The organism is Telluria sp. Soil_C_11 (assembly GCF_057657395.1).
On the sequence record NZ_JBDGIN010000013.1, the window covers coordinates 41732 to 59836 of the forward strand.

An 18105-nucleotide genomic window follows, 5' to 3' on the forward strand; every position below is an offset into this window, starting at 1 on the left:
GACCTCGTCAACATTTTACTTTCCTCCCGGCTCTTTCGCTCGCCGGCGTGGGCCTTCTCCGCGCAAGCCATCCGGATTGTCCCGCCAGCTGAACAATGTTATCCGTTTGCCTGTCTTCCTGATGCAGGGTGGAACCGTTAAAGTACGGGAATCCATACACGACTATTTTGTTAAGATCGTGTTCCGACAAGAAAGAATTCCGGAGAGACCATGCGGGACCAGCAGCGCCAGGACCAGGAACGCTATACCACGACCGCGATCGTGCTTCACTGGCTGATTGCCGTGCTGATCGTGGGCGCCTTCACGCTCGGCCTGGTGATGACGGACATCCCCGGCTTTTCGCCCACCAAGCTGCACTACTACTCCTGGCACAAGTGGGCCGGGGTGACGGTGCTGCTGCTGGCGGCCCTGCGCCTGCTGTGGCGCCTGAAGAACCGCCCGCCGGCGCTGCCCGAATCGATGCCGGCCTGGCAGCGCGGCGCCGCGCACGGCCTGCACCACCTGCTGTACCTGCTGATCTTCGCGGTGCCGCTGTCGGGCTATTTCTATACGCTGGCGACCGGCTTCCCGGTGGTCTACTTCGGCCTGTTCCAGTTGCCGGTGCTGATCGCCAAGGATCCGGCGCTGGCCGAAACCCTGAAGGGCGTGCACTACTGGCTGAACATGCTGCTCGCCGCCCTGGTGGCCCTGCACGTGCTGGCCGCCCTCAAGCACCAGCTCATCGACCGCGACGGCACCATGCGCCGCATGCTGCCAAGCCGTTCCCATTGAAGGAGAACCCATGAAATCCATCCGTGCCAACGTCCGCCCTGCCCTGGCAGCGGCCTTGTCCACCGCGCTGCTCGGCGCCGCCCTGAGCGCCGGCGCCGCACCGCTCAAGACCGACCTCGCCCACAGCAGCGTCTCGGCCGTGTTCAAGCAGATGAACGTGCCGGTCGAATCGAACTTCAAGCGTTTCAATGCGCAAATCGACTACGACGCCGCGCATCCCGACAAGGCGACGGCACGCGTGGACATCGACACCGCCAGCTTCGACATGGGCCAGGCCGACTACAACAAGGAAATCGCGAAGAAGGAGTGGTTCAATTCGGCCCAGTTCCCGAAAGCGACCTTTGTCTCGTCGTCGATCAAGCCGGCAGGCGCGGGCAAGCTGAACGTCACCGGCAAGCTGACCATCAAGGGCAAGACCGCCGACGTCAGCTTCCCGCTCAGCGTCAAGCCTGCAGGCGGCCAGCAGGTATTCGAAGGCCAGCTGCCGATCAGGCGCCTGGCCTTCAACGTCGGCGAAGGCGAGTGGCAGGACACCAGCATGGTCGCCGACGAAGTCGTCATCAAGTTCCGCGTCGCCGCGGGGCAGTAAGCAGTCGCATCACCTCAACCAAGGAAACCCGTCATATGAAAATGAAGCACCTGAGCATTGCTTTGCTGGCCGCCGTGTGCGCAACCGGCGCCTTCGCAGCCGACACCTACGCCATCGACTCCTCGCACACCTACCCGAGCTTCGAGGCCGACCACTTTGGCGGCCTGTCGACCTGGCGCGGCAAATTCAACAAGACCGAAGGCAGCATCGTGGTGGACCGCGCGGCCAGGACCGGCAGCGTGGACATCAACATCGATGCCACCACCATCGACTTCGGCAACGAGAAGCTGAACGAGCACGCCAAGAAGGCGGAGATGTTCGACACCGCCAAGTTCCCGAACGCGACCTACAAGGGCAAGCTGGTGTTCAAGGGCGACGTGCCGGCCAGCGTCGACGGCGAACTGACCCTGCACGGCGTGACCAAGCCGGTCACCCTCACCATCAACAAGTTCAAGTGCATCCAGCACCCGATGCTGAAGCGCGAAGTGTGCGGCGCCGACGCCTCGGCCACCTTCAACCGCAGCGACTTCGGCGTGAGCTACGGCACCCAGATGGGCTTCAATCCGGAAGTCAAGCTGGCGATCCAGGTGGAAGCCGTCAAGCAGTAGGGTGGGCACACCGTGCCCACGCGTGACGCGTGCGGTTCGCTAAATAAAAACCCCGGAACCGCAAGGCACCGGGGTTTTTTACGTTTACGCGTGGGCACGTGGTGCCCACCCTACATTAACGGCCGTCGCGGTCGAAATCGCCCGGCATCGCGCGCTCGACCTTGTCCCAGGCCGCGCGGCTGGCCGACTTGGCCTGCTCCCACGACAGGCGCGAATGGCCCTTCACGCGATCCCATTCGTCGGCCATGTGCGGCTCGGCCAGGTCGTAGCTCGGGTAGCGGCGGGCATTGTTGTAGCCCAGCGCATAGGCCGGCGAGTAGTCGTCGTAGGTGTAGCCCGGCGAGTAGTACGGCTGGGTCTGGTAGTTGGTGCGCCAGTAGTTGTCTTCCTCGGTCGGGTTGACCATGTGGCCGGCGCCCTTGCCGACTGCGCCGCCTGCCAGGCCGCCGATCGCCGCGCCGGCAGCCATGCCGACCGGACCGCCGACCGCGCCCAGCGCCGCACCGGCCGCCGCGCCGCCGCCCGCGCCGACGCCGCCGGCCAGGTTATGCTCGTGCAGCTGGTCGCCCGGTTTCGGGTTCACGACTTCGCCCGCGCCCTTGCCGGCCATGTCGCCGGCGATGCCGCCTGCCACCGCGCCAGCCACTGCGCCGATCGGGCCGCCCGCTGCGCCGAGGGCCGCACCGGCCAGCGCGCCGCCGGCGGCGCCGGTGCCCTGGGCCAGGTTGTGCTCATGCAGGCGGTCTTCCGAATGCGGATTCACGACTTCGCCCGCGCCACGGCCGGCAGCACCGCCGGCCAGGCCGCCGATCGCGGCGCCGGCAGCCATGCCGACCGGACCGGCCACGGCGCCAGCGGCTGCGCCCATCGCGGCGCCCGCGCCGGCGCCCACGCCCTTGGCCATGTAGTGTTCACCCAGGTCGTCGCCGGTCTTCGGGTTCACGACTTCGCCGGCGCCCTTGCCAGCCATGCCGCCGGCGATGCCGCCGATCGCGGCGCCAGCCAGGGTGCCGATCGGACCGGCGGCCGAGCCGATGCCGGCGCCCACGGCCGCGCCAGCGGCGGCGCCGATGCCGGTGCCGATCACGTGCGAGCCGCCGTTGTCGGTGAACGAACGCTGGATGTACTCGACGTCGTCGTCCGAGCGCGGGGTCACGCCCATCACGATGCCGCCCTGGTTGATGCCTTCTTCATAGTGCTTGACGCGTTCTTCCGGAATGCCGGCGCCGATCAGTGCGCCGATCAGGCCGCCGGTGATGCCGCCGGCGCCCGCGCCGGCCAGGGCCGCCGCCAGCGGACCGGCCACCACCAGGCCTGCGCCCGGGATCACCAGGCTGGTGCCCAGTGCAGCCACGCCGGCCAGCACGGCGCCGATGGTGCCGCCGATGCCGGCGCCGACGCCGGCGCCTTCGGCCGCTTTGCTGCCCAGCTCGGTTTCGGTGTCGTTGAAGTGGGTCTTGCGGGTCGAGTCCGACATCATCAGGTTGACGTCGTCCTTGGTATAGCCGCGGGTCGAGATGGTGCTGTAGGCGCGTTCAGCGCTGGCGCGGTCGGGAAACAGGCCGGTGACCATGCGATTCTGGTTGGTTTTCGTGGTGTCGAAGCTGCTCATGGTTGTGTGTCCTCTCAAGGTCGGTGTGCCATGCACGTGTTGCATTTCTATTAGTAAGATCGGGTAATGCGTAAGAAACAAGATATGCCTGCCCATCAGTGCGCTTCTGTTCGCTGACGCACCCTACCCCGACATTCCAATCATCAACAGAACACTGCAGGACTTTGCGCGTCTAACGTTCGTTGCCGCACCGACCCGGGTACCTGCGCGTCACTAGACTTTGCCCATGGCCTCGGCAATCAATTGGCCTGGAGTATGTTTTCCCAACTTGAGGAGGAATCAACATGTTATTCATTATCTGGATCGTCGTCGGTGGTATTCTCGGCTGGCTCGCCAGCATGGTCATGAAAACGGACGCTGAACAAGGCATGATCCTGAATGTCGTGGTCGGTATCGTTGGCGCCTTCCTGGGTGGCTGGCTGCTGTCGCCGCTGTTTGGCACCGGCACCATCAACTCTGATGACTTCAGTGTTTCGTCGCTGCTGGTTTCGTTCCTCGGCGCCGTCATCCTGCTGGCCATCGTCAACCTGCTGCGCCGCGGCCGCGCCCGCTAAGCAGTGCGGACCTTTCGCTAAAACCAACGCTCTCCAGCGTTGGTTTTTTTTTGCCCCTATTCGCCCATGCGCCTGAAACGTCCTCTCGTTGCATTGATCGCCTGCATCGCCACCGTGGTGGCCGGCCTGCTGGTACTGAACCTCATGCCGAACGAGAAGCAGATCGAAACCCAGCTCACCCGCCAGTACGACACCAACGATCCGCAATTCCGCCGCTCCCTCGGCGTGCTGCTCGGCCCGCCGCTGGTCGAAGGCAACAAGGTCGAGGCCCTGCGCAACGGCGACGAGATCTTCCCCGCCATGCTGAAGGCGATCCGCTCGGCGGAAAAAACCATCACCTTCGAAACCTATATCTACTGGTCCGGCTCGATCGGCCGCGAATTCACCGACGCGCTGTCCGAACGCGCGCGGGCCGGGGTCAAGGTCCACGTGCTGCTCGACTGGATCGGCAGCATGAAGATCACCGACGCCGAGATGGACCAGATGCGCCGCGCCGGCGTGCAGCTGCACCGCTACCACAAGCCGGTGTGGTGGAAGCTTGCCCGGCTGAACAACCGCACCCACCGCAAACTGCTGGTCGTCGACGGCCGCATCGGCTTCACGGGCGGGGTCGGCATCGCCGACAAGTGGCGCGGCCACGCCCAGGACCCGGAGCACTGGCGCGACACCCATTTCCGCGTCGAGGGGCCGGTGGTCGGCCAGATGCAGGCCGTGTTCAACGACAACTGGACCAAGGCCACGGGCACCGTGCTCGACGGCGAAGCGTATTTCCCGGCCCTCAAGCACGAGGGCGATGCGGCGGCGCAGATGTTCTCCAGTTCGATCACCGGCGGCAGCGAGAGCATGCACCTGATGTACCTGCTGGCGATCACCGCCGCGCGCCACTCGATCCACCTGTCGAATGCCTATTTCGTGCCGGACGAGCTGGCGGTGAAGGCCCTGGTCGCGGCCGCCAGGCGCGGGGTCGACGTGCGCATCATTACGCCCGGCAAGATCATCGATTCGGACGTGGTGCGCGCCGCCTCGCGCGACCAGTGGGGGACGCTGCTGGCGGCCGGGGTCAAGATGGCCGAGTACCAGCCGACCATGTACCACGTGAAGTCGCTGGTGGTCGATTCGCTGCTGGTGTCGGTGGGCTCCACCAACTTCGACAACCGCTCGTTCAGCCTGAACGACGAAGCCAACCTGAACGTCCTCGACCCGGCGTTCGCGAAGCGCCAGGAAGAGATCTTCGAAGACGACTGGCGCCACGCGCGCCCGATCTCGCTGCAGCAGTGGCAAAACCGCCCCTGGCGCGACAAGGCGGCGGGCAAATTGGCCGACCTGATCGGCGCCCAGTTGTAATTACAGGATGGCAAATATCGGTTGACGGTAATTTTTCTCATACGCATACTGTGGCGGCTCCCAGAGCCAAGAATCCAACCCGCCAACCAACGTATCGGGGCTTCCAGAACCGTAGCGAGCGGAAGGAGTTTCGTCCGAGAAGCGCAGCCGTACTGACGGTACGGCGAGCATCGCAGGGCGAAAATCCGACGCGCAGCAGGTTCTGGAAGCCCCCACCACAGCGCATGAAAAAATCCTTGATCTCGCTCGCCGTCCTCGCCAGCTTCGCCGCACACGCGGACGAAGGCATGTGGATGCCGCAGCAGCTGCCACAAGTAGCCAAGCAACTGAAAGCCGCCGGCCTCAAGCTCGACCCGGCCACCCTGACCAAGCTGACCGAATTCCCCGCCGGCGCGATCGTGAGCCTGGGCGGCTGCTCGGCCTCCTTCGTCTCGCCGGAGGGCCTGGTGATCACCAACCACCACTGCGTCTACAACAGCGTGGCGATCAACTCGACCCCGCAGCGCGACCTGCTGGCCGACGGCTTCCTGGCCAAGACCATGGACGAGGAACTGCCGGCCGCGCCGGGCAGCCGCATCTTCGTGACCGAGGAAGTGACCAACGTCAGCAACCGCGTGATCACCCCGGAAGTCGCCAAGCTGACCGGCAAGGCGCGCGTCGACGCGATCGAGAAGAACCAGAAAGCCCTGGTGGCCGAGTGCGAAAAGGAACCGGGCTACCGCTGCACGGTGCCGAGCTTCTACGGCGGCCTCGAGTTCTACCGCATCAAGCAGCTGGAAATCCGCGATGTGCGCCTGGTGCACGCCCCGCCGTCGGGCGTGGGTAAATTCGGCGGCGACACCGACAACTGGATGTGGCCGCGCCACACCGGCGACTACGGCTTCTACCGCGGCTACGTGAGCCGCGACGGCAAGTCGGCCGAGTTCTCGAAGGACAACGTGCCGTACAAACCGAAGCACTTCCTGAAGATCGCGAAGGAAGGCGTGAAGGAAGGCGACTTCATCATGGCGATGGGCTACCCGGGCCGCACCAACCGTCACCGCCTGCCGTCGGAAGTGGCGTTCACCTTCGACTGGAACTACCCGGCCTTCGTGAAGGCATCGGGCGAGACCCTGGCCGTCATCGAGCGCGAGACCAAGAACGATCCGGCCGCCAAGCTGAAGTACGCGGGCCAGGTCGCCGGCGTCAACAACTACTACAAGAACCGCAAGGGCATGATCGCCAGCTACGAAGGCAGCGACATCCTGGCGCGCAAGACCGCCGAGCACAATGCGCTGAAGGCCTGGATCAACGCCAACCCGCAGCGCAAGGCGGAATTCGGCGCCGACATCGACGCCGTCGAGAAGCTGATCGCCGAGCGCGACGCCAAGGTCAAGGCCGAGTTCTTCCTGAGCTACTCGACCCCGCGCTTCCTGAACTCGGCGCGCACCCTGTACCGCCTGGCCAACGAGCGCACCAAGCCGAACGCCGAGCGCAAGTCGGGCTTCCAGGACCGCGACCTGCCGCGCCTGACCGCCGGCATCACCGGCCAGGACCGCACCTACGACGAGAAGGTCGACAAGGCGCTGGTGCTGAACTTCCTGAAACAGTACAACGCCCAGCCGGGCAACGAACACAACGCCGCCTTCGACGCCGCGCTGGGCATCAAGCCGGGCATGAGCGAAGCCGAGCTGAAGGCCGCGCTGGACAAGCTGTACGCCGGTTCGCAGCTGCAGAACAAGGACTTCCGCACCGCGTGGCTGAACAAGTCGCCGGCCGAGTTCCAGGCCAGCAACGACGCCTTCATCAAGGCCGCCGTCGCCCTGTATGACGCCGACCGCAAGGACGAAGCCGAGGAAGAAGAACTGGGCGGCAACATCCAGAAAGCCTACGCCAGCTACATGAAGGCCAAGATCGCCTACATGAACAGCAAGGGACAAGCCGTCTACCCGGACGCCAACTCGACCCTGCGCGTGACCTTCGGCAACATCAAGGGCCGCAGCTACGGCGCCGACGGCACCGGTTCCTGGACCGCCTTCACCACCGTGAAGGGCGTGGTCGCCAAGCACACCGGCGAAGGCGAGTTCAACGCGCCGGAGCGCCAGCTGGCCGCGATCCGCGCCAGGGACTTCGGCAAGTATGCCGATCCGAAGCTGAAGACCGTGCCGGTCGACTACCTGGCGACGCTGGACATCACCGGCGGCAACTCGGGTTCGGCCGCACTGAACGCCCGGGGCGAACTGATCGGCCTGGCCTTCGACGGCACCCTGGATTCGATCATCTCGGACTGGGACTTCAACAAGGAAGCCACGCGCGACATCCAGGTCGACATCCGCTACATCCTGTGGAACATGGACAAGGTGGATCACGCCGATAACCTGCTGAAGGAAATGGGCGTCAAGTAACCGTCCGCACCGGCGCCGCCCGGCGCCTGCTCCGGAAAGCCACACCGCCCGGCGGTGTGGCTTTTTTTATTACAAAAAGTATTTGAAAAAGTATTTAGTTTGATATCATTTTGCGATTAGCCGCGATCCCCTTGCCGCCCTATGAAGCTGCTGCTCAAAATCAACCTGGGTCTGGCCGCCGTGTTCGGAGTCGGCTTTCTCGCGACCGGCTTCTTCACACGCCAGGTGCTGCAGCAGCATGCGGAACAGGAAGTGATCGGCAATGCGCGCCTGATGATGGAGGCGGCCATGGCGGCGCGCGGCTATACCACCAGCGAGATCAAACCGCTGCTCACGCCGCAGCTGCTCAAGACCTTCCTGCCGCAGACCGTTCCTTCGTATGCGGCGACCCAGAGCTTCGCGGCCCTGCACAAGTCCAATCCCGACTACTCCTACAAGGAAGCGACGCTGAACCCGACCAATCCGCGCGACCGCGTGGTCGACTGGGAAGCGGACGTGGTGCAACGCCTGCGCGACCATCCCGAAATGAAGGAATTCATCGGGCAGCGCAACAGTGAATCCGGCCCATCGCTGTACCTTGCGCGTCCGATCCGCATCAACAACGAACAGTGCCTGAGCTGCCACAGCACGCCGGCTTCCGCCCCGCCCAGCATGCTGGCCCTGTACGGATCGAACAACGGCTTCGGCTGGAAGCTGGGCGAGACCGTCGGCAGCCAGATCGTCTCGGTGCCGCTGGACGTGGCCATGCGCCAGGCCGAGCGCACCGTGAACATGATCATGACCGGCTTCGCCCTCTCCTTCGCCGCGCTGCTGGTGTTCGTGAACGCGGTGATGTACTGGCTGGTGCTGCGGCCCATGCAGCGCATCGCGCGCATCGCCGACGCGGTGAGCGAAGGCCGCGCCGACGTCCCGCCCTTCCCGAAAGGCGGCAGCGACGAACTGGCGATGCTCAGTACCGCCTTTACGCGCATGCGCCGCAGCATGGAAAAAGCCCTCGCGCTGCTGGATTGAGCCATGGCCTACGATATCTTCCTCAGCCACTCGCACGTCGACAAGCGCTACGCCGACGCGATCTGCCACTGCCTGGAAAACGCCGGGATGCGCTGCTGGATGGCGCCGCGCGATATCCGCGCCAGCGAGGACTGGGCGGAAGCCATCATCAACGGCATGGACCAGTGCCGCATCCTGCTGCTGGTCTTTTCGTCCAGCTCCAACAACTCGCCGCAAGTGCGGCGCGAAGTGGAGCGCGCGGTCAACAAGGGGCTGACGATCCTGCCGTTCCGGATCGAAGCGGTGCCGCCGTCCAAGAGCCTCGAGTATTTCATCAGCACCCAGCACTGGCTCGACGCATTCGACCGCGACCTGGACGCCTGCCTGGCGGAACTCCTGCACAGCGTGAACGCGGTGCAGGGGCCGCGCCGGGAAGACGATGCGGCGCCGGGCCCTGTTCCCGCACCGGCGCCGCCATCTGCGCCATCGGCCGCGCCGGGCTTCATTCCTGCGCCGCCGCCGCCGATCCAGGTCGCGCCCGCGCTGCAGCCGGCCGAACAGGAGCCGCTCGCCCTCGAACTCGCCCGCGTCCTCGGTCCGATCGCGCGCCAGCTGGTCAAGCGCGCGGCCCTGCCCGGCCGCAGCCGCCAGGACGTGATCGCGGCGGTGGCGCAGGAAATCGACGACGCCGCGGAACGCAGGCAGTTCCTGAGCCGCTGCGGCGCCCAGCTTACTTGACCTTCACCACGCCATGTCCGATACCGATATCCGCTGCCGGAGCGCCGGCCGCATCCGCAATCTCATCCGCCGGCGCTTCCTTCTGGCGGGCTGGCAGGCGCACGACCTGCCGGCCGCGCCGTCCCTGGACAGCAGCCAGTCCCTGCTCGAACGCCTGGTCGGCCCGGCCCTTCTGCAGCGGCTGACCGGCGCATTGCAGGAATCCGATGCGCTGGCGCAGCGGATCGGCGGCTGCGCGCGCGATGCCTACACGGTGCTGTATGCCTGCTCGGCGCTGGCCGTGGTGCTGGCCGCCTGGGCCACCGCATCCTCGTCGTCCGGCCTGCGCCTCGGGCTGGCGGTGGCGGAGCTGGGCACGCTGGTGGTGCTGTTCCTCACCTTCCGCAAGGCGCACCGCGTGAACTGGCATGAGCACTGGCTGGGCCTGCGCTTTCACGCGGAATTCCTGCGCTGCCTGCCGGTGCTGGTGGCCCTCGACCGGGAGCGCGCGCCGCTGCGCCTGCACGGCCGCGCGGAAGACGAGATCGATGCCGGGGACGCGGTCCTGCCGCCCCACCTGGCCGCCCTGTCGCGCCGCCACCGCGCCAGCGGGGATGCGCGCGCCGCCGCGCACGAGCATGAACGGCACGCGCTGCGCGCCAGTCTGCTGGCGAAGCTGGACCGCGTCTGCCGCGACGACCCGTGGACCTACACCACCACCGCGTTCGACTATGCGCGCCAGCTCGCGCGCCAGCAGCTGCGCTACCACTGCCGGCGGGCGCAGGAAGAGCAGGTGATCGTGCACCGCGTCCATGCGGTTTCGCTGGCCTGCTTCGTGGTCACCATCGCGGCCGTGATGGCCCACCTGGTCTGGCATGCGCCGGTCCTGAGCCTGATCTCGACCGGGGTGCCGGCGTTTGCCGCCTCGCTGCAGGGCTTCTCGGCGCAGGAAGAGTCCGAGCGCCTGACGGCATCCTACGGCGCGATGGCGCACCGGCTGGACGCGTGGCTGAACGTCCCCCTGGACGGCAATACCGGCATCGCCGACGTGCAGGAGCATCTGTCGACGCTGGTGGAATTGCTGATGTCCGAGGTCCACGACTGGCACCGCCTGTTCGGCGAAAAAGGCCTGTACCACCTGGGCTGAGCATGGCGACTCCTTCTTCCTTCGTGATCGCCGTCAGCGGCCACCGCGCGCTGCATGCGGACGACTGCGCGCGGGCGCGAGCGCAATCCGCGGCGGCGCTGGCCGCGATCGTGCGGGCGCTGCCGGGCGTGCGTCTGGATTGCCTGTCCGCGCTGGCGGCGGGCGCCGACCAGCTGTTCGCGCAGCAGGTGCTGGAATTGCAGGGAAGGCTCGGCACGGAACGACTGCGGCTACTGGTGCCGCTGCCGCTGCCGGAAGCGGCCTACATCGAGAGCCAGGAGCAGCCCGGATCGGCGGCATTCCGCGACAGCTACCTCGCCTTGCGCGCCCGGGCGCAGGCCGTGTTCGAGGTCCCGGCGGACGGCGGCCCGCTCACCGGCGCCGCGCCCTACGAACGGCTGGCGGACTACCTGGTGGCCGAGGCCGGCCTGCTGGTCGCGCTGTGGGATGGCGACACCGGTGCGGCGCGCCAGCCCGGCGGCACCTTCGACGTGGTGATGCGCTTCCTTGCCGTGCCGGGACGCGCGGTGCTGCAGTTGCCGGTACGGCGCGCCGGCAGCGAGGGCATCGCGGCGCAGGGCCTGCCCGCCGTGCTGGCGCTCGATGCCGCCGGCCGGCTGCGCCGCGACGAGGCGCCGCAGGCGCTGGCCCGCTACCTGGCCGGGGTCCGGCCAGCTTCCTAGTGCGTCAGCTCCGCCTGCTCCGCCCCGGCCCTGTTCAAGCGGCTGTTGCGGATGCCATACAAGAAGTAGGTCAGGATCGCCACCGTCATCCACACCGCGAACACGGTGTAGGTGACCCGCGACAGGCCGAACACCAGGTACAGGCAGGCCAGGATCGACAGGCCGGGCACCAGGTAGGGACCGAACGGTACGCGGAATCCCTTGCGTCCCGTGTCACCCTGCTTGCGGCGGATCACCGGCACCGCGACCGAGACCACGATGAAGGCGACCAGGGTCCCCATGCTCACCATGTCCCACAGGAAGGTCGCGTCGACCAGGCCGGCCACCGCGCCCACCACGACCGAGACGATCAGGGTGTTCGTCACCGGCGACAGGGTGCGCGGGTTCACGGTCTGGAAAGCCTTCGGAATCAGGCCGTCGCGCGAGATCGCGTACAGGATGCGGGTCTGGCCGTAGATCGTCACCAGGGTCACCGAGAACACGGAAATGACGGCGCCGGCCGACAGCACCAGCGCCGGCCAGGCCTTGCCGGTGACGTTCTGCAGGATCACGGCGAGGCCGGCTTCCTGGCCCTCGAACATGTGGGCCGGCTGGGCGCCCATGGCGGCGATCGCCACCAGCATGTAGAACACGGTCACGATGACGAGCGCCGCCAGGATCCCGAGCGGCACGTCGCGGGTCGGGTTGCGGGTTTCCTCGCCGGCGGTGGCGATGGTGTCGATGCCGATGAAGGAGAAGAACACGGTGCCGGCGGCGGCCGTCACGCCGGCCATGCCGCCCAGGCTGTGGCCATCCTTCGACGCGAAGAAGGGATGGAAGTTGTTGACGTCGAAGCCGGTCAGGGCGATCGCCGCGAAGAACACCAGGATGGCCAGCTTGATGACCACCATGATGGCGTTGGTGGTCGCCGATTCCTTGGTGCCGCGGATCAGCAGGACGCAGCACAGCACCACCAGCAGGATCGGCGGCAGGTTGATGTGCCCGGCGTGGAATTCGATGCCGTTCTTGCCCGAGACGACCATCGGCGAACGCAGGGCGTCCGGGATCTGCCAGCCGATCGCGTTCTGCAGGAAGTTGTTGAGGTAGTCCGACCAGCCGATCGCGGTGGCGCTGGCAGCCAGGCCGTATTCCAGCAGCAGGCAGGCGGCGACGATGAAGGCGGCGAACTCGCCGACGGTGGCGTAGGCGAAGGAATAGGACGAGCCGGAGGCCGGCACGCGGTCCGCCAGTTCGGCGTAGCACAGCGCGGTGAGGCCGGCGGTAATGGCGGCCAGCAGGAACGACAGCACGACCGCCGGACCGGCCTTCGGCACCGCTTCGACCATGGTGAAGAAGATGCCGGTGCCGATGGTGGCGCCGACGCCGATCATGGTCAGCGGGAACAGGCCGAGGGTACGGCCAAGGCCGCCGTGGGCGGATCCGTCGTCGGGCTTGCGCTCCGAGGTCTTGGTTCTAAAGAGCTTTTGGCCCAATGTCTGATTCACGGCGTGTCCTCTGGTCGCACTTCCAAAGTTTGCGATTATAGGGCCAGTTGGTAGCCACTTATGAATAACTATTTGCAATGCCCAGAAAAAATAGTTCCATTAAATATGCATTTCTTATGCATCTTTACGCTAGAATATGGCCGTTACCACCTGGACCGATCCGATGCGCCTCACCCGTTTCTCCGATATTGGCTTGCGCGTGCTCATGTATCTGGAGCGGGCCGGCGAACGTGCGCAGCCGGTGACGGTCGCCGAGATCGGCGCCCAGTTCGATATTCCGCTGAACCACCTGGTGAAGGTGGTCGGGCAGCTGGCCAAGCTGGGCTGGATCACGGCGACGCGCGGACGCAACGGCGGCCTGCGCCTGGCGGCCGACCCGGCCACGCTCACCATCGGTCAGGTGCTGCGCAAGCTGGAAGGCGAGGAAGACGAGCTGGTCGATTGCGAGGGTACGCGCTGCGCCCTCAAGTTCGACTGCCAGCTGCGCGGCATGCTGCGCGCCGGCATGCGCGCCTTCTACGAGGCGATGGACCGCTACACGCTGGCCCAGGCTACCTCCGGCGCCACCGGCGAACAGGTCATCCGCATGCACCGGATGTTCCTGAGCGGCGCGCCAGCCATCGTGGAACAGAAGTAAGTACTAGCTTTTGTAGTGCCTGGAGTAAGCCCCTTGCGGGCATTTTTTTGAACGTTAAATCTGCATTTTAAATGCATCAATAAGGACGAATCATGATTTCCGACGCTTCCCGCCCCTACATCGACGCCAGCGTGCCGGTCCTGCGCCAACACGGCCTGACCATCACCAAGCTGTTCTACGAGAACATGTTCAAGGCGCACCCTGAGTTGACCAGCATCTTCAACATGGGCAACCAGGCGAGCGGGGCGCAGCAGCAGTCGCTGGCGTCGGCGGTGTTCGCCTACGCGGCCAACATCGGCAACCCGGGCGCGCTGGGACCGGTGGTCAAGCGCATCGTCCACAAGCACGTCTCGGTCGGCATCCGCGCCGAGCACTACCCGATCGTCGGCCAGCACCTGCTGGGGGCGATCGCCGCAACCCTGGGCGATGCCGCCACCCAGCCGCTGCTGGACGCCTGGAAGGAAGCCTACGGCTCGCTGGCCAGGCTGCTGATCGAAGCCGAAGCCGAGATGTACAGCACCGCCGGCATCCAGCCGGGCGAGACCCGCCCGATGCGCGTCACCGAAGTGGTCCGCGAGAGCGCCAACGTGGTCTCGTTCCGCTTCGTGCCCGCCGACGGGAAGCCGCTGCCGGCCTTCCAGCCGGGCCAGTACGTCAGCGTCGCGGTCGACCTGCCGGACGGCGCCCACCAGCTGCGCCAGTACAGCCTGTCCGACGCCCCCGCCACCGACAGCTGGCGCATCTCGGTCAAGCGCGAAGATGCCGATGCCGGCACCCCGGCCGGCACGGTCTCGAACTGGCTGCACCGGAACGTGCAGGTGGGTTCGGTCCTGCAGGTCTCGCACCCGTTCGGCGAGTTCACCCCGAACACGGAAGACGGGCAGCCTATCGTGCTGCTGTCGGCCGGCGTTGGCGTCACGCCGATGGTGTCGAGCCTCAAGCGCATCGCCGCGGTGAACCCGCAGCGCCGCGTGATCTTCGCCCATGCGGCGCGCGATGCGTCCCACCATGCGCTGCGCGCCGAAATCGAAGCGCTGAAGGCGGTGATGCCGAACCTGTCGGTGGTGACCTTCTATGAAGAGCGCGGCGATGCGCAGGATGCAATCGAAGGTCGCATGAACGTGAACCTGCTGCCGGCCTGGAAGCGCGAGGAAGCGCAAGTCTGGATGTGCGGCCCGCACAAGTTCATGCAGGCGCAGTGGCTGTCGCTGCTGTATGCGGGCGTGCCGCCTGCGCGCCTGCACCGCGAGGTGTTCGGGCCGGAGCTGCTGGATCACCTGCTGTAATCGGCGGCTCATGGTGGGCACGGTGTGCCCACCCTACCGATGAATGGGGCGCGTGAACGGATGCCGTCACGCGCCCTTTTTTCAATTCAGCATCTGCACGTGGTTGCCGCTCACCGAACGCTGCCCCGGATTGCCGTACACGCGGATCCCGCCCGAGCCGCCGTTCTGCGCGATCAGCGACTGGCGGACGTTGGCGGTGATGCCGCCCGAGCCCGAGGACGAGAGGTCGCCCTGGTCGCTGGACAGCCCGCCCAGGTCGAGGTGGCCGGAGCCGTTCGCGCGTGCCGTCAGCGAGCGCACGGCGCCGCCGACGCGCAGCTGGCCCGAGCCGTTCAGGTTGACGATCGCATAGTCGCCGGCTACCCGCCCGACTTCCAGGCGGCCGGACCCGGTCAGCGACACCTTGGCGCTGGCGCTCTGCAGGCGGGAGGCGTCGAGGCTGCCGGAACCGTTGCTGTCGGCTTCCAGGCTGGCCACCTGGCCGGACAAGGACACCGCACCCGAACCGTTGCGGCGCACGGTCAGCGGCGTGCCGCCCAGGCCTTCCACCGAGACGCGGCCGGAGCCGTTCTGGCGCAGGTCGGTCAGGCGCGGCACCGTGTAGATCACGTGCACCGGATTGCGGCTGCGGTACGAGCGGTCGGTGTAGATGTTGAGGGTATCGCCGCGCACGTCGGTGCGGATCAGCGGCAGCAGGTTGCTGTCGGCTTCCACCACCAGCGAGGTGGCCGGACCGACGCGCACGTCGACCACGATAGCACCGTTCACGTCCAGCCCGTTCACGGTGCCGACCATGCGCTGGTCGCGCGCGGCGACGCCGTCGCCTTCGACCGTGTTGCTGTTGAAGGGAGTCCGGACCTGGTAGTCGCCGTCGGCGCCGGGGGCGACGATGATGGCGCAGCCGCCGAGGGCGGCGATGCAGGCGATGGCAATCAGGGTACGCATGGGAGGCCTTTCTTCTTGTATGAGTGATCGAACTCTAGCAAGACGATTCGCGGCCGGCCCGGCCCATGCGACAAACTGCAAGAAACGCGGAACGAACGGTTACTGCGGCGGATCAGCGCTGGCCGAGCCGCGTATCGCCGAACAGGTTCTTGAACTCGTGCGGCTGCGAGCGCCAGTACTGCGGCGGCGCGCTCACGCTGGCGCCCAGTTCGGCCGCCGCATGCCATGGCCAGCGCGGGTCGTACAGCATCGCGCGCGCCAGCGCCACCATGTCGGCCTGGCCGGTCTGGATGATGGTCTCGGCCTGCTTGGCCTCCGTGATCAAGCCCACGCCGATGACCGGCATGCTGGTCTCCTGCCTGATGCGGGCCGCGAATTCGATCTGGTAGCCGGGTCCCACCGGAATCTTCTGCAGCGGCGACACACCGCCGCTCGACACGTGGATGAACTGGCAGCCGCGCTGTTCCAGCGCTTCGGCCAGGGCCAGGCTCTGCCCCAGGTCCCAGCCGCCCTCGACCCAGTCGGTGGCCGAGATGCGCATGCCCACCACCATCTCCGGCGACACCGCCGCGCGGATCGCCTCGAACACTTCCAGCGGGAAGCGCATGCGGTTCTCCAGCGAGCCGCCGTAGTCGTCGGTGCGGCGGTTGGCCAGCGGCGACAGGAACTGGTGCAGCAGGTAGCCGTGCGCGCCGTGGATCTCGATCGCATCCAGGCCGAGCGCGTCGGCGCGGCGCGCGGCGGCTACAAAACCTTCCTTCACGCGCTGCAGGCCGGCCGCATCGAGCGCCAGCGGCGCCGTTTCTCCTTCCGCATGTGGCACCGCGGACGGCGCGACGGTCTGCCAGCCGCGCTGGTGGCCGGGCGGGATGTTCGCGCCGCCCTGCCACGGCACTTCGCTGGACGCCTTGCGGCCGGCATGGCCGAGCTGGATCGCGATCTTGATCGGCGCGTGCCTGCGCATGGCGTTGACGATCGGCTCCAGCGCCGCCGCATGCTGGTCGGACCACAGGCCCAGGTCTTCGGGCGAGATACGTCCCTCCGGCGTCACCGCGGTCGCTTCGATGATCAGGAGGCCGGCCCCGGACAGCGCCAGGTGGCCCAGGTGGATCATGTGCCAGTCGGTCGGCAAGCCTTCCTCGGCCGAGTACTGGCACATCGGCGCGATGGCGATGCGGTTGGCCAGCTCGAGCGGACCCAGCTTGATCGGAGAAAACAGCATGCTCATGGAAGACTCCCGTTCGGTCGAAACGGCTAGTCTAGCGCGCGCGCTTGAATGCTGCTTGAGCGCGGGTATTTGTGACTGGGAAGCAAAAATAAACGTGCGGCCGGGGATGGCCGCACGCGATGGTCAATCGGCGCGGACCACCATGATCCCGGCGCGCAGGCCCACACGCACGTCGGGATTCGGGAACACCACGAATTCCTCGTCGTGCTGGACGGTGTAGACGGTGTCGCCGTCGGTGGCGATCGTCTCGCCCCGTTTCAGCGGCGTGAAGTTCTCGGTGTCGCGCCCGAAGCCCATGCGGAAAGCGCCGGACAGCTTGGTGATCGACTGCGCGGTATGGAAGACCAGCGGCGCAGCACCCTGCGGCGCGGGAAGCCCACGCAGCAGCGCATGCAGCGCGGCGCTCATCGCGGCGAACTGCGACAGGTCGTTCTGCCCCAGCGTGCCGATACGGCCCAGCTCCACCGTGCTCGACGCGGCGCCATGCTGCTCCGCGGTCCAGTACGAATAGGTGCCGGCCGACTTCGGGTTCATGATGACCGCCTCGATGCCGCCCTGCCCCAGCCACTGGATCAAGCGCTTGCGCGCGCCTTCCTCGATCAGCTCCGGCACGATCGCGAAGGTTGGATAGCGCGAGGCGCGGATCGCCGTGTGCAGGTCGAGGTGCCAGCGCTGCGGGCCGGCGCCATCGAAGAACGCGCGCGTCGCGTCGATCAGGGTATCCGCCCTGCCCGCCTCGAAGGTGCCGGCGAGGTCGCCGCGATCGGCACGAAACATGCGGTTCAGGTCGGCGTCGATGAAGCGCTTGCCGACCGCGATGGCATCGATGCTGCCGACGCACAGCATCAGGTCCACCTTCAGCGCGTGCGGAGAACGCGACAGCGCGTCGACCGTGTGCGCGACCATCTCGATCGGCCCGGTCTCGTCGCCGTGCACGCCCACCGACAGCAGCACGCCCGGACGCGCCGCGTCAGCCTGCGCGCCCTTCACGGTCAGCACGCCCCTGGCCGGCAGGCCGACCGTGAAGCCGGCGTCGCGGAACAGGCCGGCCACCTGGCCGAAGTCGGCCTGGGCCAGGGCCCTTACCGATTCCGGCAGCGCGTCAAAAGATGCCGCGCTCATGCCA

17 protein-coding genes are annotated in these 18105 nt (G+C 66.7%); 12 read left to right on the forward strand and 5 right to left on the reverse strand.

Going from position 1 to position 18105, the window contains the following annotated elements; all coding sequences use genetic code 11:
- Positions 1-210: 210 nt before the first annotated feature.
- The 3 genes from AC3A6M_RS18925 to AC3A6M_RS18935 are packed head-to-tail and all read left to right on the forward strand — an operon-like array spanning position 211 to position 1968.
- Positions 211-771: a cytochrome b gene (locus tag AC3A6M_RS18925; protein ID WP_487854272.1), complete on the forward strand. Its 561-nt coding sequence runs from the start codon at positions 211-213 to the stop codon at positions 769-771.
- A 10-nt stretch (positions 772-781) separates the two neighbouring features.
- On the forward strand, positions 782-1360 hold the full coding sequence (locus tag AC3A6M_RS18930; RefSeq protein WP_487854273.1) for a YceI family protein: 579 nt from the start codon (positions 782-784) through the stop codon (positions 1358-1360).
- A 35-nt stretch (positions 1361-1395) separates the two neighbouring features.
- Positions 1396-1968, forward strand: a complete 573-nt coding sequence (locus AC3A6M_RS18935) for a YceI family protein (RefSeq protein WP_487854274.1) — start codon at positions 1396-1398, stop codon at positions 1966-1968.
- 115 nt (positions 1969-2083) lie between these two features.
- On the opposite strand, the gene AC3A6M_RS18940 is transcribed toward AC3A6M_RS18935, so the two are convergent.
- Positions 2084-3580 (reverse strand): hypothetical protein, encoded by a 1497-nt coding sequence (locus AC3A6M_RS18940; RefSeq protein WP_487854275.1) that lies wholly within the window; start codon positions 3578-3580, stop codon positions 2084-2086.
- A 284-nt stretch (positions 3581-3864) separates the two neighbouring features.
- On the opposite strand from AC3A6M_RS18940, the gene AC3A6M_RS18945 reads away from it, so the two are divergent.
- From AC3A6M_RS18945 to AC3A6M_RS18975, 7 genes are all read left to right on the forward strand, one after another.
- Positions 3865-4134 (forward strand): GlsB/YeaQ/YmgE family stress response membrane protein, encoded by a 270-nt coding sequence (locus AC3A6M_RS18945; protein ID WP_230029688.1) that lies wholly within the window; start codon positions 3865-3867, stop codon positions 4132-4134.
- A 66-nt stretch (positions 4135-4200) separates the two neighbouring features.
- Positions 4201-5478 carry a phospholipase D-like domain-containing protein gene (locus tag AC3A6M_RS18950; protein WP_487854276.1) on the forward strand — a complete coding sequence of 426 codons (1278 nt, stop codon included), beginning with the start codon at positions 4201-4203 and terminating at the stop codon, positions 5476-5478.
- Positions 5479-5702: 224 nt separating this feature from the next.
- Positions 5703-7862, forward strand: a complete 2160-nt coding sequence (locus tag AC3A6M_RS18955) for a S46 family peptidase (protein WP_487854277.1) — start codon at positions 5703-5705, stop codon at positions 7860-7862.
- 141 nt (positions 7863-8003) lie between these two features.
- A complete protein-coding gene (locus tag AC3A6M_RS18960; RefSeq protein ID WP_487854278.1) occupies positions 8004-8873 on the forward strand; it encodes a Tll0287-like domain-containing protein in 870 nt (289 codons plus the stop codon).
- Between the two features lie 3 nt (positions 8874-8876).
- Complete coding sequence (locus AC3A6M_RS18965; RefSeq protein WP_487854279.1) at positions 8877-9590, forward strand: toll/interleukin-1 receptor domain-containing protein; 714 nt, start codon at positions 8877-8879, stop codon at positions 9588-9590.
- A 13-nt stretch (positions 9591-9603) separates the two neighbouring features.
- Positions 9604-10716 (forward strand): hypothetical protein, encoded by a 1113-nt coding sequence (locus tag AC3A6M_RS18970; protein WP_487854280.1) that lies wholly within the window; start codon positions 9604-9606, stop codon positions 10714-10716.
- A 2-nt stretch (positions 10717-10718) separates the two neighbouring features.
- On the forward strand, positions 10719-11399 hold the full coding sequence (locus tag AC3A6M_RS18975) for a hypothetical protein (protein WP_487854281.1): 681 nt from the start codon (positions 10719-10721) through the stop codon (positions 11397-11399).
- Here the strand turns inward: AC3A6M_RS18975 and AC3A6M_RS18980 are convergent.
- Positions 11396-12883, reverse strand: a complete 1488-nt coding sequence (locus AC3A6M_RS18980) for an APC family permease (protein ID WP_487854282.1) — start codon at positions 12881-12883, stop codon at positions 11396-11398. The genes AC3A6M_RS18975 and AC3A6M_RS18980 overlap by 4 nt on opposite strands.
- A gap of 163 nt (positions 12884-13046) precedes the next feature.
- On the opposite strand from AC3A6M_RS18980, the gene AC3A6M_RS18985 reads away from it, so the two are divergent.
- Entirely contained in the window at positions 13047-13520 is a 474-nt protein-coding gene (locus AC3A6M_RS18985; protein WP_487854339.1) for an RrF2 family transcriptional regulator, read from the forward strand.
- A gap of 92 nt (positions 13521-13612) precedes the next feature.
- The gene (hmpA, locus tag AC3A6M_RS18990; protein WP_487854283.1) at positions 13613-14806 is read left to right on the forward strand and encodes an NO-inducible flavohemoprotein; all 1194 of its coding nucleotides are present in this window, start codon (positions 13613-13615) and stop codon (positions 14804-14806) included.
- A gap of 81 nt (positions 14807-14887) precedes the next feature.
- On the opposite strand, the gene AC3A6M_RS18995 is transcribed toward hmpA, so the two are convergent.
- From AC3A6M_RS18995 to AC3A6M_RS19005, 3 genes are all read right to left on the reverse strand, one after another.
- Entirely contained in the window at positions 14888-15751 is an 864-nt protein-coding gene (locus AC3A6M_RS18995; RefSeq protein WP_487854284.1) for a head GIN domain-containing protein, read from the reverse strand.
- 112 nt (positions 15752-15863) lie between these two features.
- Positions 15864-16979, reverse strand: coding sequence for an NADH:flavin oxidoreductase/NADH oxidase (locus tag AC3A6M_RS19000; RefSeq protein WP_487854285.1), 1116 nt, complete (start codon positions 16977-16979; stop codon positions 15864-15866).
- A gap of 123 nt (positions 16980-17102) precedes the next feature.
- Positions 17103-18101, reverse strand: coding sequence for a succinylglutamate desuccinylase (locus AC3A6M_RS19005; RefSeq protein ID WP_487854286.1), 999 nt, complete (start codon positions 18099-18101; stop codon positions 17103-17105).
- Positions 18102-18105: the final 4 nt, after the last annotated feature.